Source organism: Bartonella bacilliformis KC583, assembly GCF_000015445.1.
Taxonomy (GTDB): Bacteria; Pseudomonadota; Alphaproteobacteria; order Rhizobiales; family Rhizobiaceae; genus Bartonella; species Bartonella bacilliformis.
Window position 1 is genome coordinate 536,945 of record NC_008783.1, and the last position, 14,780, is coordinate 551,724.

A 14,780-nucleotide genomic window follows, 5' to 3' on the forward strand; every position below is an offset into this window, starting at 1 on the left:
TAATTTTTGAGGTAAAAATATGACTTCTAGTATTCGGCCTTTGCTTGCCGGAAATTGGAAAATGAATGGGACTAGCGAATCTCTTAGAGAATTACGGGCTATTGCTTCTGGTATTGATTCTGACCGAGATCGTTGCTTTGAAGCGCTTGTTTGTGTTCCAGCAACACTTTTATCACGTGCTTCTGATATATTAAGTGATGAAAATATTTTTTTAGGGGGGCAAGATTGCCATTTTAATGATAGTGGTCCTCATACTGGAGATATTTCGGCATGTATGCTTAAAGAAGCAGGAGCAAGTCATGTCATTCTTGGACATTCAGAGCGCCGTACAGATTATCGTGAAAGTGATGCAATTGTCTGTGCTAAAGTGAAAGCTGCGTGGCGGGCAGGTCTTGTGGCTCTTATTTGTATTGGTGAAACATTAGAAGAGCGTGAAAATAACACAGTGTTGGATGTGCTTGCACAGCAACTTAAAGGATCCGTGCCAGCGGGAGCAATGGATCACAATACCGTTATTGCTTATGAACCGAGATGGGCTATAGGTACAGGAAAGACACCTACTTCAGAAGATATTGCACAAGTGCATGGTTTCATTCGTAAAGAGGTCAGCCATCGTTTTGGTGATGAGGGGCACAAAATACGCTTGCTTTATGGTGGATCAGTCAAACCATCCAATGCATCTGAGCTTTTGGAGACGAGTCACGTTAATGGTGCTCTGATTGGTGGAGCAAGCTTAAAAGCAACTGATTTTTTAACTATTTGCAACATTTATCGTAAATTATAAAGAAGAATTATGTTATGTTACCTCTTGGATTATGTGTAATTTATGTGTAAGTAATTTGTATTGTAAACAACAGTGTGTGGTTATAAAGAGCGGAGCTTATGCAAACAGTTCTAATTGTTATTCATTTTTTAATCGTTATTGTTTTAGTAGGGGTTGTGTTGATTCAACCTTCAGAGGGTGGTGGACTGGGTGTTGGCGGTGGTTCAGGATTTATGAGCACTCGTGGGACTAGAAATACGTTGACACGTTTAACGGCTATCTTAGCAATTTGTTTTTTTGTAACCTCTATTGCTCTTATCGTCGTTGGCAGTATATCGAACTCTAATTTGGATATTCTCAATCGTATTCCGGTTAATTCAGAACAGAATTCAATAAATAAAAATGCATCAGAAGGTGTCCCTTCACCTGGTAATGGAACTCAGCCTTCCATTCTTGAACAATTAGGTGGTGCTTCAACTTCTTCTCAAGAACAAAAAGGTTCAGCTGGTTCAGCGACTGACAATCCAGTTCCACCGCCGGTTAAAAGTCTAAATTCTGATAGTGAGTAATAGTTTAAGAATCGCTTTCATTTTTTCCAACATGAAAGCGATTTTTATTTTTTAAAAGTAATTTTTATGCATTTTTTGCTGGAAAAATTTTCATAAATTGCTTATCATCACAATCCCATGGCACGTTATGTTTTTATTACTGGTGGTGTGGTTTCTTCTCTAGGAAAAGGAATTGCAGCGGCGGCTTTAGCTGCGTTATTACAGGCTCGCGGATATCGTGTGCGAATCCGCAAGCTTGATCCCTATTTAAATGTTGATCCAGGTACGATGTCACCTTATCAGCACGGTGAGGTATTTGTGACTGATGATGGTTCAGAAACAGATCTTGATCTTGGTCATTATGAGCGTTTTACTGGACGTTCTGCTAATCGCCACGATAATATTACAACAGGGCGTATTTATCGTAATATTATTGAGAGAGAACGACGAGGTGATTATTTAGGAGCAACAGTTCAGGTTATCCCTCATGTTACTGATGAAATTAAGAATTTTATTACCACAGGAAATGAAGAATCCGATTTTGTTTTATGCGAAATAGGTGGAACAGTTGGTGATATTGAAGCAATGCCTTTTCTTGAAGCGATTCGTCAGCTTCATAATGAATTGCCAAGGCAAAGCGTTGTTTATATGCATCTTACGTTGATGCCTTATATTTCCTCTGCAGGAGAATTAAAAACGAAACCAACACAACACTCTGTTAAAGAATTACAATCAGTTGGTATTGCTCCGGATATTTTGTTAGTGCGTGCGGATCGACCTATTCCAGAATCAGAGCGGTGCAAGTTATCGCTTTTTTGTAATGTTCGTCCCAGTGCAGTCATTCAGGCATTAGATGTTTCAACAATTTACGATGTTCCTATTGCCTATCATAAAGAAGGTTTGGATTCAGAAATTCTCTCTGCTTTTGGAATTGATTCAGCGCCTGAACCGAAAATGGACCGTTGGGAAGATATTGCATATCGGATTCACCATCCTGAAGGAGAGGTCACGATTGCTATTGTTGGAAAATACACAGGTTTAAAAGATGCTTATAAATCACTTATTGAGGCAGTTGCACACGGTGGTTTAGCCAATAAAGTAAAAGTGAATATTGAATGGATTGAAGCGGAGATTTTTGAAAAAGAAGATCCTGCACTTTTTTTACAAAAAGTTCATGGGATTTTAGTGCCTGGAGCTTTTGGAGTGCGTGGCTCAGAAGGTAAAATTCGAGCAATTCAGTTTGCTCGGAATCATAAAATACCTTTTTTGGGTATTTGTTTTGGAATGCAATTGGCTTGTATCGAGGCAGTGCGTAATCTTGCAGGGATTGAGAATGCTTCATCAAGTGAGTTTTGCGAAACAAAAGATTCTGTTGTTGGTTTGATGACTGAATGGCTTAAAGGAGATGTTTTTGAAAAACGCACAGCATCTGGAAATTTGGGGGGGACAATGCGTCTTGGTGCTTTTATAGCTCAATTAAAAAAAGATAGTCATATCTCCAAAATTTATGGGACAACCAGTATTTGTGAGCGGCATCGTCATCGTTATGAAGTGAATATTCATTATAAAGATATATTGGAACGATTTGGATTTGTTTTTTCTGGTATGTCTCCAGATGGTGTTCTGCCTGAGGCAATAGAATATAACAATCATCCATGGTTTATTGGTGTTCAGTATCATCCAGAATTGAAGTCACGTCCATTTGATCCGCATCCGCTTTTTTCTTCTTTCATTGCAGCTACAGTGGAACAAAGTAGGTTGTTTTAGTGTATAAATTTATTATCTTAGTTTTTGAGGAATAAAATGTCTCAACCAAATGTCTCTGTTAAGGTTGGAAATGTTGTTTTTTCTAATAAAGCACCTCTATCTTTAATTGTGGGACCTTGTCAGATAGAAAGTCGGGATCATGCTTTTGAAATGGCAGGTCGAATTAAAGCCATCGCTGATCAAGCAGGTATCGGTTTCGTTTATAAATCCAGTTACGATAAAGCTAATAGAACATCTCTAAGTGCAGCACGTGGTATTGGCCTTGAAAAAGCAATAGCTATTTTTGCTGATCTTAAGAAGGAATTTGGATTTCCAATATTGACTGATGTACATACTGAAGAACAATGCAGAGCCGTTTCTTCAGTTGTGGATGTATTACAAATACCAGCTTTTTTATGCCGTCAAACAGATCTTCTCGTAGCAGCAGCTAAAACGGGGTGTGTTATCAATATTAAAAAAGGCCAATTTTTAGCTCCTTGGGATATGGAGAATGTCTTAAAAAAAGTAACACAAAGCGGTAACCCTGATGTTATGCTTTGTGAGCGTGGCACTTCATTTGGCTATAATCGTCTTGTTTCTGATATGCGTTCATTACCAATTATGAGCTCGTTTGGTGCACCTGTTATTTTTGATGCAACACATTCTGTTCAGGAGCCAGGTGGTAAAGGGGACTCATCTGGTGGGCAACGTCAGTTTGTTGAAATATTAGCACGTGCAGCTGTTGCTGTTGGTGTTGCAGGTATTTTTCTTGAAACACATCAAGATCCTGATAATGCACCGTCTGATGGTGCTAATATGATCGAGATTGATAATTTACAGAGATTGATTGAGATTTTGATGAATTTTGATCGTTTGACGAAAAATGAATTAAATATACATGCATAGGAGGTGTCCTATGTTATGGTGTTTTAAGATTAATCAAGACCTCTGCTAGATGACGGGGCTTACATGATTAACAAAGTTAATGGGATTTGCATGACGAGAATTGTGGATATAGTTGGGCGTGAAGTACTTGATAGCCGTGGCAATCCAACTGTAGAGGTTGATGTTTATCTAGAAAACGGGGTTTTTGGTCGTTCTGCTGTTCCTTCAGGAGCATCAACAGGTGCGCATGAAGCTGTAGAACTTCGCGATGGTGGTAAGCGCTATCAAGGCAAAGGCGTTGAGAAAGCGGTTGCTGCAATTAATGGTGAAATTTTTAAAGAACTTGGTGGAAGAGATGCAAGGAATCAATTAGCTATTGATCAAGCGATGATTGCTTTGGATGGAACGTCTAACAAAGAACGCCTTGGTGCCAATGCTATTTTGGGTGTTTCATTGTCTGTTGCAAAGGCAGCAGCAAAATCATTTGGTCTGCCTTTGTATCGTTATATTGGTGGTACACAAGCGCATCTTCTTCCGACACCTATGATGAACATTATTAATGGTGGTGCTCACGCTGATAACCCAATCGATTTTCAAGAATTTATGATTATTCCAGTGGGAGCACCTACTTTTAAAGAGGCAGTTCGCTACGGTGCTGAAATTTTTCATACACTAAAAAGATATTTGCAGGATGCAGGTTACAATACCAATGTTGGTGATGAAGGTGGATTTGCACCTAATCTTAAAAGTGCTGAGCAAGCAATTAATTTGATTATGGAATCAATAACTTCATGTGGATATAAACCAGGTGAACAAATTGCTATTGGCTTGGATTGTGCGTCAACAGAATTTTATAAAAATAGTTTATATGCTTATGAAGGTGAAGGCAAATGTCGTGATGTAAAAGAACAAGTAGAATATTTAGCTCATCTTGTTGATTCTTATCCTATTATTACAATTGAAGATGGAATGGCTGAGGATGATTGGGCAGGTTGGAAGCAGCTTACTCAGGCGATCGGCAACAAATGTCAACTTGTTGGTGATGATTTATTTGTAACAAATTCAGCCCGTTTACGTGATGGTATCAAAATGGGTGCTGCTAATTCTATTCTTATTAAAGTCAATCAGATTGGCACGTTAAGTGAAACGCTTGATGCTATAGAAACAGCTCATAAGGCGGGTTATCGCGCCATTATATCTCATCGTTCAGGCGAAACAGAAGATTCTTTTATTGCAGATCTTACTGTTGCGACGAATTGTGGGCAAATTAAGACTGGTTCACTTGCACGTTCAGATAGATTAGCAAAATATAATCAGCTTATTCGTATTGAGGAAATGCTAGGGACACAGGCTCGTTATGAAGGTAATTGGCATCGTCGATAGCGGTTAGAAAAAATATTATATTTTGCAATTACTTTGCTAGATTTTCAAACTTTTTTTCTTTATCAATGACTTAATCAATAAGTTTTTAGAAATCTTTTTATAGCAAGTAAAAATGAAAAAAGTGATACAAATCAGTTAAGAATTATTGACTATTTCAATTTTTACATAAAAATGGAATTTTCAATTCTTTGTTCTGTTTTTGTAGGTGAAGCTTAAACTGTAAAAAAAAGACTAATTACCGATCACGTTTGGTTATTATTTTGGTAATGAGGTATTAATCAAAGTGATATATAGTTAGATGTAAAATATTTTACAAAATCGGCTATCAATATGTGGACGAAGCAAAAACGTAGATCAATCAAAACGCACTTTATATTGCCCGTTATGACGGTTTGGGTTGTAAGCTATTTCAGCTATCATATTTATCATGGTGAATATGGATTGCGCGCACGCGGTGAAATTAATCAACATATTTTCGAATTGAAAGAGGAACTTCATCAAATAGAAGTTGAGCGAACGTCTATCGAAAATCGTATTTCTCTTTTGCGTGAGGGGCATATTGAAAAGGATATGCTTGATGAATATGTGCGAGAAAATTTAAATTTTTCTAGACCGAATGAATTAACAATTTTAGTTTCTCCTAAGGAGAGTAAAAATTAATTAGAAATCGATTAAACTAAAAAAATATTTTATAATAAGTCTCCTGATAGTATCGTTTGAGCTGATTTATAATGCTTGTAACTTTTGTTCGTAGGGGTTATTTACGGGTCGTCATCGAAGGGAGTTGAATATGGCAGAACGGATCAAAAAAAATTCTGCATCGGTTGAGAATGCTGCATTATTAAATACTGCTAAGACGGTATGTAGGACAGCGCAAATAGCCCATTTTACGAAAGAAGAGGAAATCAATGCTTATCGTGAAATGCTTTTGATTCGCCGTTTCGAGGAAAAAGCAGGCCAATTGTATGGTATGGGCCTTATTGGTGGGTTTTGCCATCTTTATATTGGACAGGAAGCTGTTGTTACAGGCACATTAAAGGCAGCAAAAGAAGGTGATCAGATCATTACATCTTATCGTGACCATGGCCATATGTTAGCGGCTGGTATGAGTCCGCGTGGTGTTATGGCAGAGTTAACAGGGCGTCGAGGCGGTTTTTCCAAAGGGAAAGGGGGATCGATGCATATGTTTTCTAAAGAAAAAGATTTTTACGGCGGGCATGGTATCGTTGGTGCACAGGTTTCACTTGGCACAGGTCTAGCCTTTTCGAATCAATATCTTAAAAAAGACAATGTGGCATTAGTTTATTTTGGTGATGGTGCTGCAAATCAAGGGCAGGTCTATGAAAGTTTTAACATGGCCTCACTTTGGAAGCTTCCTGTCGTCTATGTTATTGAGAATAATCAGTATGCTATGGGGACTTCTGTTGTGCGTTCAGCAGCAGGAGCAGATTTTTCTCGTCGTGGCCTTTCTTTTGAAATTCCAGGTATTGCTGTTGATGGTATGGATGTTTGTGCGGTAAAAGGAGCCGCTGATGAAGCAATCAGTTGGGCTCGTTCAGGTAAAGGGCCGATTATTCTTGACATACAGACTTACCGTTATCGTGGTCACTCCATGTCTGATCCAGCAAAATATCGGTCTAAGGATGAAGTAGAAAAAGTCAAAACAGAGCATGATCCAATTGAGCAAGTAAAAAATCGAATTATTAAACAAGGTTGGGCAAGTGAAGACGATTTGAAATCTATTGATAAAGAGGTGCGTGCAGTTGTTGCTGATGCAGCAGATTTTGCGCAAAATGATCAAGAGCCAGATGCTTTTGAGCTCTATACTGACATTCTTGTTTAAAACGAGGGGATAAGGTATGTCCATTGATATTTTAATGCCAGCACTTTCACCAACGATGGAAGAAGGTAAATTGTCTAAATGGCTTAAGAAAGAGGGTGATCAAGTCAACTCCGGTGATGCAATTGCTGAAATTGAAACCGATAAAGCAATAATGGAAGTGGAAGCTGTTGATGAAGGTGTTCTTGGCAAAATTTTGATTTCTGAGGGAACTGAAGGAGTGAAAGTTAACACTCCCATTGCAGTTTTATTAGAAGAAGGAGAAACTGCTGAAAATATTTCGCAAGTGGTGACGTCTTTTAAAAAGCCACAGAAGGATTTTTCTTCTCTTTCTTCATTGGTTCCTGCGTCTCCTGTTTTGGATATAGCTAATGACCCCGATATTCCTGTGGGTACTGAAATGGTTATGATGACAGTGCGTGAAGCACTTAATCAGGCTATGGCTGAAGAAATGCGGCGGGATGACTTGGTTTTCTTAATGGGGGAAGAAGTTGCAGAATATCAAGGCGCTTATAAAGTAAGCCAAGGTTTATTGGAAGAATTTGGTGGGCGCCGAGTTATTGATACACCAATAACAGAGCATGGTTTTGCAGGATTGGGTGTCGGTGCTGCATTTGCTGGTTTGCGTCCCATTATTGAGTTTATGACGTTCAATTTTGCTATGCAGGCAATAGACCAAATTATTAATTCAGCAGCAAAAACGCGTTATATGTCTGGTGGACAGATGTCTGTCCCTATTGTTTTCCGTGGTCCTAATGGTGCTGCTGCGCGTGTTGGCGCTCAGCATTCACAGTGTTATGCTGCATGGTATAGTCATGTACCAGGTCTTAAGGTGGTTATGCCTTACAGTGCTGCAGATGCAAAAGGTTTGTTGAAGGCTGCTATCCGTGATGATAATCCTGTTATTTTTCTTGAAAACGAGATTATCTACGGCCATCAGTTTGAAGTTCCCAAGATAGACGACTTTGTTTTGCCTATTGGTAAAGCACGTATTCACAAATCTGGTAAAGATGTAACAATTGTGGCTTGTGGAATTGGGATGCATTATGCAATTCAGGCGCTACCAGAGATTGAAAAACTTGGTATTGACGTTGAATTGATAGATTTGCGTACTGTTCGTCCAATGGATCTGCCAACAATTCTTACATCAGTTAAAAAAACTGGCCGGTTGGTAACGATTGAAGAGGGGTATCCTCAGTCGTCTGTTGGTACTGAAATAGCAACGCGTGTTATGCAACAGGCTTTTGATTATCTTGATGCACCAGTTGCTACAATTGCTGGAAAAGATGTTCCAATGCCTTATGCAGCAAATCTTGAAAAATTAGCTTTGCCAAATATTGCTGAAATTGTTGAAGCCGTTAAAGCTGTAACTTATAAAACATAACGGAGGAAGACACTATGCCCATTAAGATCACAATGCCTGCGCTTTCTCCTACAATGGAAGAAGGAAATTTATCAAAATGGAATATCAAAGAGGGTGATAAAGTTTCTTCTGGTGATGTTATCGCTGAGATTGAAACAGATAAAGCGACAATGGAAGTAGAAGCCATTGATGAAGGAACAGTCGCTAAAATCGTTGTTCCTGCTGGAACACAAGGGGTTAAAGTCAATGCTTTGATTGTTATATTAGCAGAGGAAGGTGAAGATTTAGCTGAGGCAGTAAAGGCTGCAGAAGAAGATGTCGCTCTTTCAGGGAAAAAATCAAAAGTTACAAAACAGGTAGAAGCAAAAGAAGAATTGGTTGCTGATGCATCACTAGCTCAGCAATTTATACAAAGAGATGGAGACAATACACGTCTTTTTGCCTCTCCCTTGGCGCGGCGATTAGCAGCTGAATCAGGTTTTGATTTATCGGTTATTTCTGGAACTGGTCCTCATGGGCGGATTATAAAGCGTGATGTAGAGAAAGCTCTGAGTGGTGGTGCTTTAAGAGATTCTCGTTCATCATCGGTCAATCGGCCAATAGTTACAGGTGCTTCTGATGAACAAGTAATGAAGTTATTTAAAGAGAGTGAATATACATTTGCATCTCATAACAGTATGCGCAAAACAATCGCTAAACGTTTAGTTGAATCAAAAAGTACGATACCGCATTTTTACGTAACTGTAGACTGTGAACTTGATGCGTTATTAAAACTGCGTGCAGAGCTTAATGCCATTGCTCCAATGGTTACAACGCAAGAAAATATGAATCCTGCTTATAAGCTGTCAGTCAATGATATGGTTATTAAAGCTGTTGCTCTTTCTTTAAGGGCGTTACCTGATGCTAATGTATCATGGCTTGAAGGTGGGATGCTTTATCATAAACACTGTGATGTTGGTGTTGCTGTTTCTATTCCCAATGGGTTAATTACACCAATTATTCGCCATGCAGAAGAAAAGTCGTTGCCAGTTATTTCTAATGAGATGAAAGATTTTGCAACGCGTGCACGTGCAAATAAGTTAAAACCAGAGGAATATCAAGGGGGAACAACAGCCATATCAAATATGGGGATGTATGGCGTAAAAGATTTTTCTGCTATTATTAATCCTCCGCATGCAACGATTTTCGCGATTGGTGCAGGTGAGCAACGTGCAGTTGTTAAGAATGGTGCATTAGCGATAGCAACAGTGATGTCGGTCACACTTTCAGTTGATCATCGTGCTGTTGATGGTGCATTAGCAGCAGAGCTTGTTCAGACTTTTAAGAAGCTGATTGAAAATCCTCTATCAATATTAGTTTAGATTTTGTTGGTGTGCTTTACATCACTGTATGTGATGGCAAGGCAGTAGTTATGATGCAGGGGAAGTATAGATTTTAATTTTAGTGGTGGCTTTGCGACTTTTTTTGATTTAACCAGATTGTTTAGAACTGAATACATGAGAAAATTCATCATGTTCATTTTGGTCTTAGGCTTGGGTAGCTAGCATTCGTTTTATATATTCACGGAGGGATTATTGTGGCAAATCTTTACGATGTAATTGTAGTTGGTTCAGGGCCAGGTGGTTACGTGACAGCAATTCGTGCAGCACAATGTGGTTTTAAGACTGCGATCGTTGAGCGTGAACATTTGGGCGGAATTTGCTTAAATTGGGGTTGTATTCCAGCAAAAGCGCTTTTGCGGTCAGCAGAAATTAAGCATTTTGCTGAACATGCCAAAGATTATGGGCTCAAGCTTAATGGTTCAATTGAAGCAAATGTTAAAGATGTTGTCACACGTTCACGTAGAGTTTCTGCTCGTTTAAATGCTGGTGTCGGCTTTTTAATGAAAAAAAATAAAGTCGATATTATTTGGGGTGAAGCAAAGTTAACTAAGGGAGTCAAGGGTAACCAGCTTGCAGAGATTTTGGTTTCTCCATTATCCAAAAAAATTATGCAACCGCAAAATCCAGTACCTAAAGGGACATTAGGTGAAGGTGTATATCAAGCAAAGCATGTGATTATTGCAACGGGTGCGCGTCCACGTGCTATTCCTGGTATTGAACCAGATGGAAAGCTGATTTGGACTTATTTTGAGGCTATGATACCACAAGCGATACCGAAGAAACTTTTGGTTATGGGATCTGGAGCGATCGGCATTGAATTTGCTTCCTTTTATCACGATATGGGAGCTGAAGTGACTGTTGTTGAAATGATGCCTAATATTATGCCTGTTGAGGATATTGAAATTTCGATATTTGCGCGTAAACAGTTAGAAAAAAGAGGCATCCGCATTATAACTGAAGCAAAAGTAACGAAAGTTGAAAAAGCCTCTGATTCTGTTACAGCGCATATTGATGTTAAGGGTAAGACACAAACAATGATTGTTGATCGCTTAATTTCAGCTGTTGGAGTGCAAGGGAATATTGAAAATCTTGGTTTAGAAGCTTTGGGTGTTAAAACTGATCGTGGGAGCATCATAACGAATGAGTGGAGCTGGACAGGCGTGGAGGGTATTTATGCGATTGGGGATGTTGCTGGTCCTCCTATGTTGGCCCATAAGGCAGAAGAAGAAGGTGTAACATGTATTGAACATATTGCAGGTTTGAAAAGTGCTCATCCACTTGATAAAAGGAAAATTCCAGGATGTACATATTGCACGCCGCAAGTTGCTTCTGTAGGCCTTTCAGAGGCGAAGGCAAAAGAGGCAGGCTATGATATACGCGTTGGTCGTTATTCTTTCTCTGCTAATGGTAAGGCGATTGCTTTGGGTGAAGATCAGGGATTAGTTAAAACCATTTTTGATAAAAAAACGGGACAGCTTCTAGGTGCACATATGGTAGGAGCAGAGGTAACAGAGCTCATTCAAGGTTTTGTTATTGCTATGAACCTTGAAACAACCGAAGAGGAATTGATGCATACTGTTTTTCCGCATCCGACGTTATCAGAAATGATGAAAGAAAGTGTATTGGATGCTTATGGTCAGGTTTTAAATGCTTGATATCTGGATTGTATGAAAAATCTTTCTCTTTATGATTTTTCATTAACCTTCCATATTTAAAAGGCAGAGGTCCTAAATGGTTACGGTGGTTGATAAAGTTACGAGTATGCGTGTACGTCATCCTGAAAAGGCACATCGTCCAGATACAAGTATTCAGAAAAAACCAGATTGGATTCGTGTAAAGGCACCAACGTCACAGGTATATAAAGAAACGCATGGTATTGTTCGTGCCAATAAATTGGTTACTGTTTGTGAAGAAGCAGGGTGCCCGAATGTTGGCGAATGTTGGAGTCAGCGGCATGCTAGTTTCATGATTTTAGGTGAAATTTGTACGCGAGCTTGCGCTTTTTGCAATGTTGCAACAGGTATTCCGCTTGCTGTTGATGACGATGAACCAGAGCGTGTAGCAGATGCCGTTGCTCAGATGGGATTAAAACATGTTGTGATTACTTCTGTTGATCGTGATGATCTTGCTGATGGTGGTGCGCAGCATTTTGCAAAAGTTATTTATGCTATTCGTCGAAAATCTCTTGGGACAACGATTGAAGTTCTTACCCCTGATTTTCGTCATAAGGATCACGCTTTAGAAATTGTAGTTGCTGCTAAGCCTGATGTTTTTAATCATAATTTAGAAACGGTTCCATCAAAATATTTAAAAGTTCGACCTGGAGCACGCTATTTTCATTCAATTCGGTTATTGCAACGTGTTAAAGAAATTGATCCAATGATCTTCACAAAATCAGGAATCATGGTTGGTTTTGGGGAAGAACGGAATGAAATTCTTCAATTGATGGATGATTTGCGCTCTGCTGATGTAGATTTTATGACAATAGGGCAATATTTACAGCCCACGCGCAAACATCACCCTGTTATCCGTTTTCTCCCTCCTGATGAATTTGAATCTTTTGCCAAAATTGGTAAAGCAAAGGGCTTTTTGCATATGGCTTCTAGTCCTCTTACACGTTCTTCTCATCATGCAGGAGATGATTTCGAAATTTTGAAAAAAGCACGTGCTCAAAAATTTTCTTGATAAGGATAGTTATGTCGACTTTTACAACACATCGGCAAGTTGCTCATACTGCTCATGAAATGTTTGACTTGGTCGCGGATATTGAATGTTATCCTGAATTTTTACCAATGTGTGAGGCTTTAATTGTACGCTCTCGAGAAGAGTACGGAGACAAAACATTACTTCTTGCTGATATGACAGTTGGCTATAAAATGATTCAGGAAACTTTTACGACTCAAGTTCTTCTTAAACCAAAAGAAAATCTCATTGAGGTTAAATATATTGATGGTCCATTTAAATATCTTGAGAATCGTTGGGCATTTCACCAAATTCAGGATATGAATGCATGTAACATAGAGTTTTTTATTGATTATGAGTTTAAAAGCAAAGTACTTGGAATGTTGATGGGATCAATGTTTGATATTGCTTTTAATAAATTTACTGATGCTTTTGAAAAACGTTCGCATCAGATTTATGGTTTTCCAGGGAAATAAATAATTTACTTAACTCACTTTGTTACATGATAGATGATATGAAGGATTTGTGCTTGAGATAAGTTTAAAGCCTGCCCATAGTAAAATATATTATTTTGGAATTTCTCCTGGATAAATAACAGTAGCAGTTGCAAGAGCAGCAATACCTTCCTCACGACCAATAAATCCCAATTTTTCGTTGGTTGTTGCTTTAATGGAAATACGATCAGTTGAAATTTTAAGTATCTTCATAAGATTTTCTGTCATTATGTGACGATAGGGACCAATTTTGGGTTTTTCAGCAATGAGTGTGATATCTACATTGGCAATACGACCTTCTGCTTTTTTAATAATTTCAATAGCGTGGTGCAGGAAAATTTCTGATGATGCATTTTTCCATTGCGGATCAGAAGGAGGAAAATGAGTGCCGATATCTCCTGCACCTTGGGTAGCGAGAAGAGCGTCCGTTAGGGCATGAAGCGCAACATCAGCATCTGAATGTCCGTTTAATTTCTTTTCAAAAGGGATTTTGATACCACATAATGTGATATAATGGCCGTCTTCAAAAGAATGAACATCATAACCATTTCCAGTACGAATATCAGGAAATATTTGCATGCCTTTGAGGAGGTATGAGCGTGCGGTCTCAAGATCTGCTGGCCATGTAATTTTTATATTGTTTGGATCTCCAGGGATGGTGCGTATAGGGATACCAAACCATTCAGCGATTGCTGAATCATCAGTAAAGTCTTGTTTATGAGATTGCATCGCTTTTTCATGGGCAGCTAAGATAAGTTCAAATGGAAAGCACTGAGGGGTCTGTGCTCTATAGAGATTAGTGCGTGGGATTGTTTCTAAAACGTGATGTGTGTTGCTGACATATTTAAGGGTATCAGAAACAGAGAGAACTGGGAGAATACCTTCTTTGTGGTTGATGGAGGTATGGATTTGTTCAAGAAGTTCATTTCCGATAAAGGGGCGTGCACCATCATGAATATGGACATAGTTTGGCTTAACATTTTTGAGTGCACGAAGTCCTTGTAAAGTAGATATTTGGCGTGTCTCACCTCCTTCAATAATTGTGAGGTGATCTTTAAGATCGGCTATAGCATTTGCACATATTTGGTAGTCATCTGGGTGGATGACTAAAATGATATTTGTGATAGCTGGATGTTGCAAAAAACAACGTATAGTATGACAAATAACCGGCTCTCGTCCTAAAAATCGGTATTGTTTTGGACCATTTTGGAGAGATCCTGCTCTGCTTCCGCGTCCGGCGGCTAATATGATCGCTGCAATAGAAATATTTAATCTCCTTTTGAAATTTCATTTTTTATTTCATTATTTTTTGCTCTTATCAATTTTTAACTGACGTTGAAATGGTCATTGCAAATTAGAAACATACATTGTGAAAGAATAATGCGCTAAACAAGATGTAGCCAATTCATCTTTGCGTTAGATAGTTAATGTATTTAATAATGTAATAATAGTATTTAAGTTACAGAAATTTATCAAAGAATAATTTAATGACCATGTTGTCAAAACATTCTGTTCTGGAGAGATTATCTTTTGTTATTTTCACAACATTAATTACTGAAAATCTCTACAATGGTTGAAAGAATTTTATATCATCAATACGTCTTTGTGTTATCTGCAAAAAATATGTTTCTACAATTGGTTCAAGGATTTTAAATAGAGCAAATTCTCAGAGTAGCATGTTTTTAACAATATTG

13 protein-coding genes are annotated in these 14,780 nt (G+C 38.5%); 12 read left to right on the forward strand and 1 reads right to left on the reverse strand.

The window, feature by feature from the left end; all coding sequences use genetic code 11:
• Positions 1–19: 19 nt before the first annotated feature.
• The 12 genes from tpiA (at position 20) to BARBAKC583_RS02595 (ending at position 13,068) form a co-directional block, all read left to right on the forward strand.
• Positions 20–784 (forward strand): triose-phosphate isomerase, encoded by a 765-nt coding sequence (gene tpiA / locus BARBAKC583_RS02540; protein ID WP_005766648.1) that lies wholly within the window; start codon positions 20–22, stop codon positions 782–784.
• Positions 785–882: 98 nt separating this feature from the next.
• A complete protein-coding gene (gene secG, locus BARBAKC583_RS02545) occupies positions 883–1,332 on the forward strand; it encodes a preprotein translocase subunit SecG (RefSeq protein WP_005766651.1) in 450 nt (149 codons plus the stop codon).
• A 117-nt stretch (positions 1,333–1,449) separates the two neighbouring features.
• Positions 1,450–3,078: a CTP synthase gene (locus BARBAKC583_RS02550; protein ID WP_005766653.1), complete on the forward strand. Its 1,629-nt coding sequence runs from the start codon at positions 1,450–1,452 to the stop codon at positions 3,076–3,078.
• A gap of 36 nt (positions 3,079–3,114) precedes the next feature.
• A complete protein-coding gene (gene kdsA, locus BARBAKC583_RS02555; protein WP_005766656.1) occupies positions 3,115–3,963 on the forward strand; it encodes a 3-deoxy-8-phosphooctulonate synthase in 849 nt (282 codons plus the stop codon).
• A 90-nt stretch (positions 3,964–4,053) separates the two neighbouring features.
• A complete protein-coding gene (eno, locus tag BARBAKC583_RS02560; protein ID WP_005766659.1) occupies positions 4,054–5,325 on the forward strand; it encodes a phosphopyruvate hydratase in 1,272 nt (423 codons plus the stop codon).
• Between the two features lie 330 nt (positions 5,326–5,655).
• Entirely contained in the window at positions 5,656–5,985 is a 330-nt protein-coding gene (locus tag BARBAKC583_RS02565; protein ID WP_005766662.1) for an FtsB family cell division protein, read from the forward strand.
• Between the two features lie 130 nt (positions 5,986–6,115).
• Positions 6,116–7,168, forward strand: a complete 1,053-nt coding sequence (gene pdhA / locus BARBAKC583_RS02570; RefSeq protein WP_005766664.1) for a pyruvate dehydrogenase (acetyl-transferring) E1 component subunit alpha — start codon at positions 6,116–6,118, stop codon at positions 7,166–7,168.
• A gap of 16 nt (positions 7,169–7,184) precedes the next feature.
• On the forward strand, positions 7,185–8,549 hold the full coding sequence (locus BARBAKC583_RS02575) for a pyruvate dehydrogenase complex E1 component subunit beta (protein WP_005766667.1): 1,365 nt from the start codon (positions 7,185–7,187) through the stop codon (positions 8,547–8,549).
• Between the two features lie 14 nt (positions 8,550–8,563).
• Entirely contained in the window at positions 8,564–9,889 is a 1,326-nt protein-coding gene (locus BARBAKC583_RS02580; protein WP_005766668.1) for a pyruvate dehydrogenase complex dihydrolipoamide acetyltransferase, read from the forward strand.
• A 215-nt stretch (positions 9,890–10,104) separates the two neighbouring features.
• Complete coding sequence (gene lpdA / locus BARBAKC583_RS02585) at positions 10,105–11,565, forward strand: dihydrolipoyl dehydrogenase (protein WP_005766670.1); 1,461 nt, start codon at positions 10,105–10,107, stop codon at positions 11,563–11,565.
• Positions 11,566–11,641: 76 nt separating this feature from the next.
• Positions 11,642–12,595, forward strand: a complete 954-nt coding sequence (gene lipA, locus BARBAKC583_RS02590; protein WP_005766672.1) for a lipoyl synthase — start codon at positions 11,642–11,644, stop codon at positions 12,593–12,595.
• 11 nt (positions 12,596–12,606) lie between these two features.
• Complete coding sequence (locus tag BARBAKC583_RS02595) at positions 12,607–13,068, forward strand: type II toxin-antitoxin system RatA family toxin (protein ID WP_005766674.1); 462 nt, start codon at positions 12,607–12,609, stop codon at positions 13,066–13,068.
• Positions 13,069–13,158: 90 nt separating this feature from the next.
• Here BARBAKC583_RS02595 and BARBAKC583_RS02600 read toward each other — a convergent pair whose 3' ends face one another.
• Positions 13,159–14,352 (reverse strand): bifunctional 2-C-methyl-D-erythritol 4-phosphate cytidylyltransferase/2-C-methyl-D-erythritol 2,4-cyclodiphosphate synthase, encoded by a 1,194-nt coding sequence (locus BARBAKC583_RS02600; protein ID WP_011807336.1) that lies wholly within the window; start codon positions 14,350–14,352, stop codon positions 13,159–13,161.
• Positions 14,353–14,780: the final 428 nt, after the last annotated feature.

What these genes read in the sequence shown, in the direction of transcription:
- tpiA (WP_005766648.1), top strand. Translation starts at nt 20, where the DNA reads ATGACTTCTAGTATTCGGCCTTTGCTTGCCGGAAATTGGAAAATGAAT.
- secG (WP_005766651.1), top strand. Translation starts at nt 883, where the DNA reads ATGCAAACAGTTCTAATTGTTATTCATTTTTTAATCGTTATTGTTTTA.
- BARBAKC583_RS02550 (WP_005766653.1), top strand. Translation starts at nt 1,450, where the DNA reads ATGGCACGTTATGTTTTTATTACTGGTGGTGTGGTTTCTTCTCTAGGA.
- kdsA (WP_005766656.1), top strand. Translation starts at nt 3,115, where the DNA reads ATGTCTCAACCAAATGTCTCTGTTAAGGTTGGAAATGTTGTTTTTTCT.
- eno (WP_005766659.1), top strand. Translation starts at nt 4,054, where the DNA reads ATGACGAGAATTGTGGATATAGTTGGGCGTGAAGTACTTGATAGCCGT.
- BARBAKC583_RS02565 (WP_005766662.1), top strand. Translation starts at nt 5,656, where the DNA reads ATGTGGACGAAGCAAAAACGTAGATCAATCAAAACGCACTTTATATTG.
- pdhA (WP_005766664.1), top strand. Translation starts at nt 6,116, where the DNA reads ATGGCAGAACGGATCAAAAAAAATTCTGCATCGGTTGAGAATGCTGCA.
- BARBAKC583_RS02575 (WP_005766667.1), top strand. Translation starts at nt 7,185, where the DNA reads ATGTCCATTGATATTTTAATGCCAGCACTTTCACCAACGATGGAAGAA.
- BARBAKC583_RS02580 (WP_005766668.1), top strand. Translation starts at nt 8,564, where the DNA reads ATGCCCATTAAGATCACAATGCCTGCGCTTTCTCCTACAATGGAAGAA.
- lipA (WP_005766672.1), top strand. Translation starts at nt 11,642, where the DNA reads ATGGTTACGGTGGTTGATAAAGTTACGAGTATGCGTGTACGTCATCCT.
- BARBAKC583_RS02595 (WP_005766674.1), top strand. Translation starts at nt 12,607, where the DNA reads ATGTCGACTTTTACAACACATCGGCAAGTTGCTCATACTGCTCATGAA.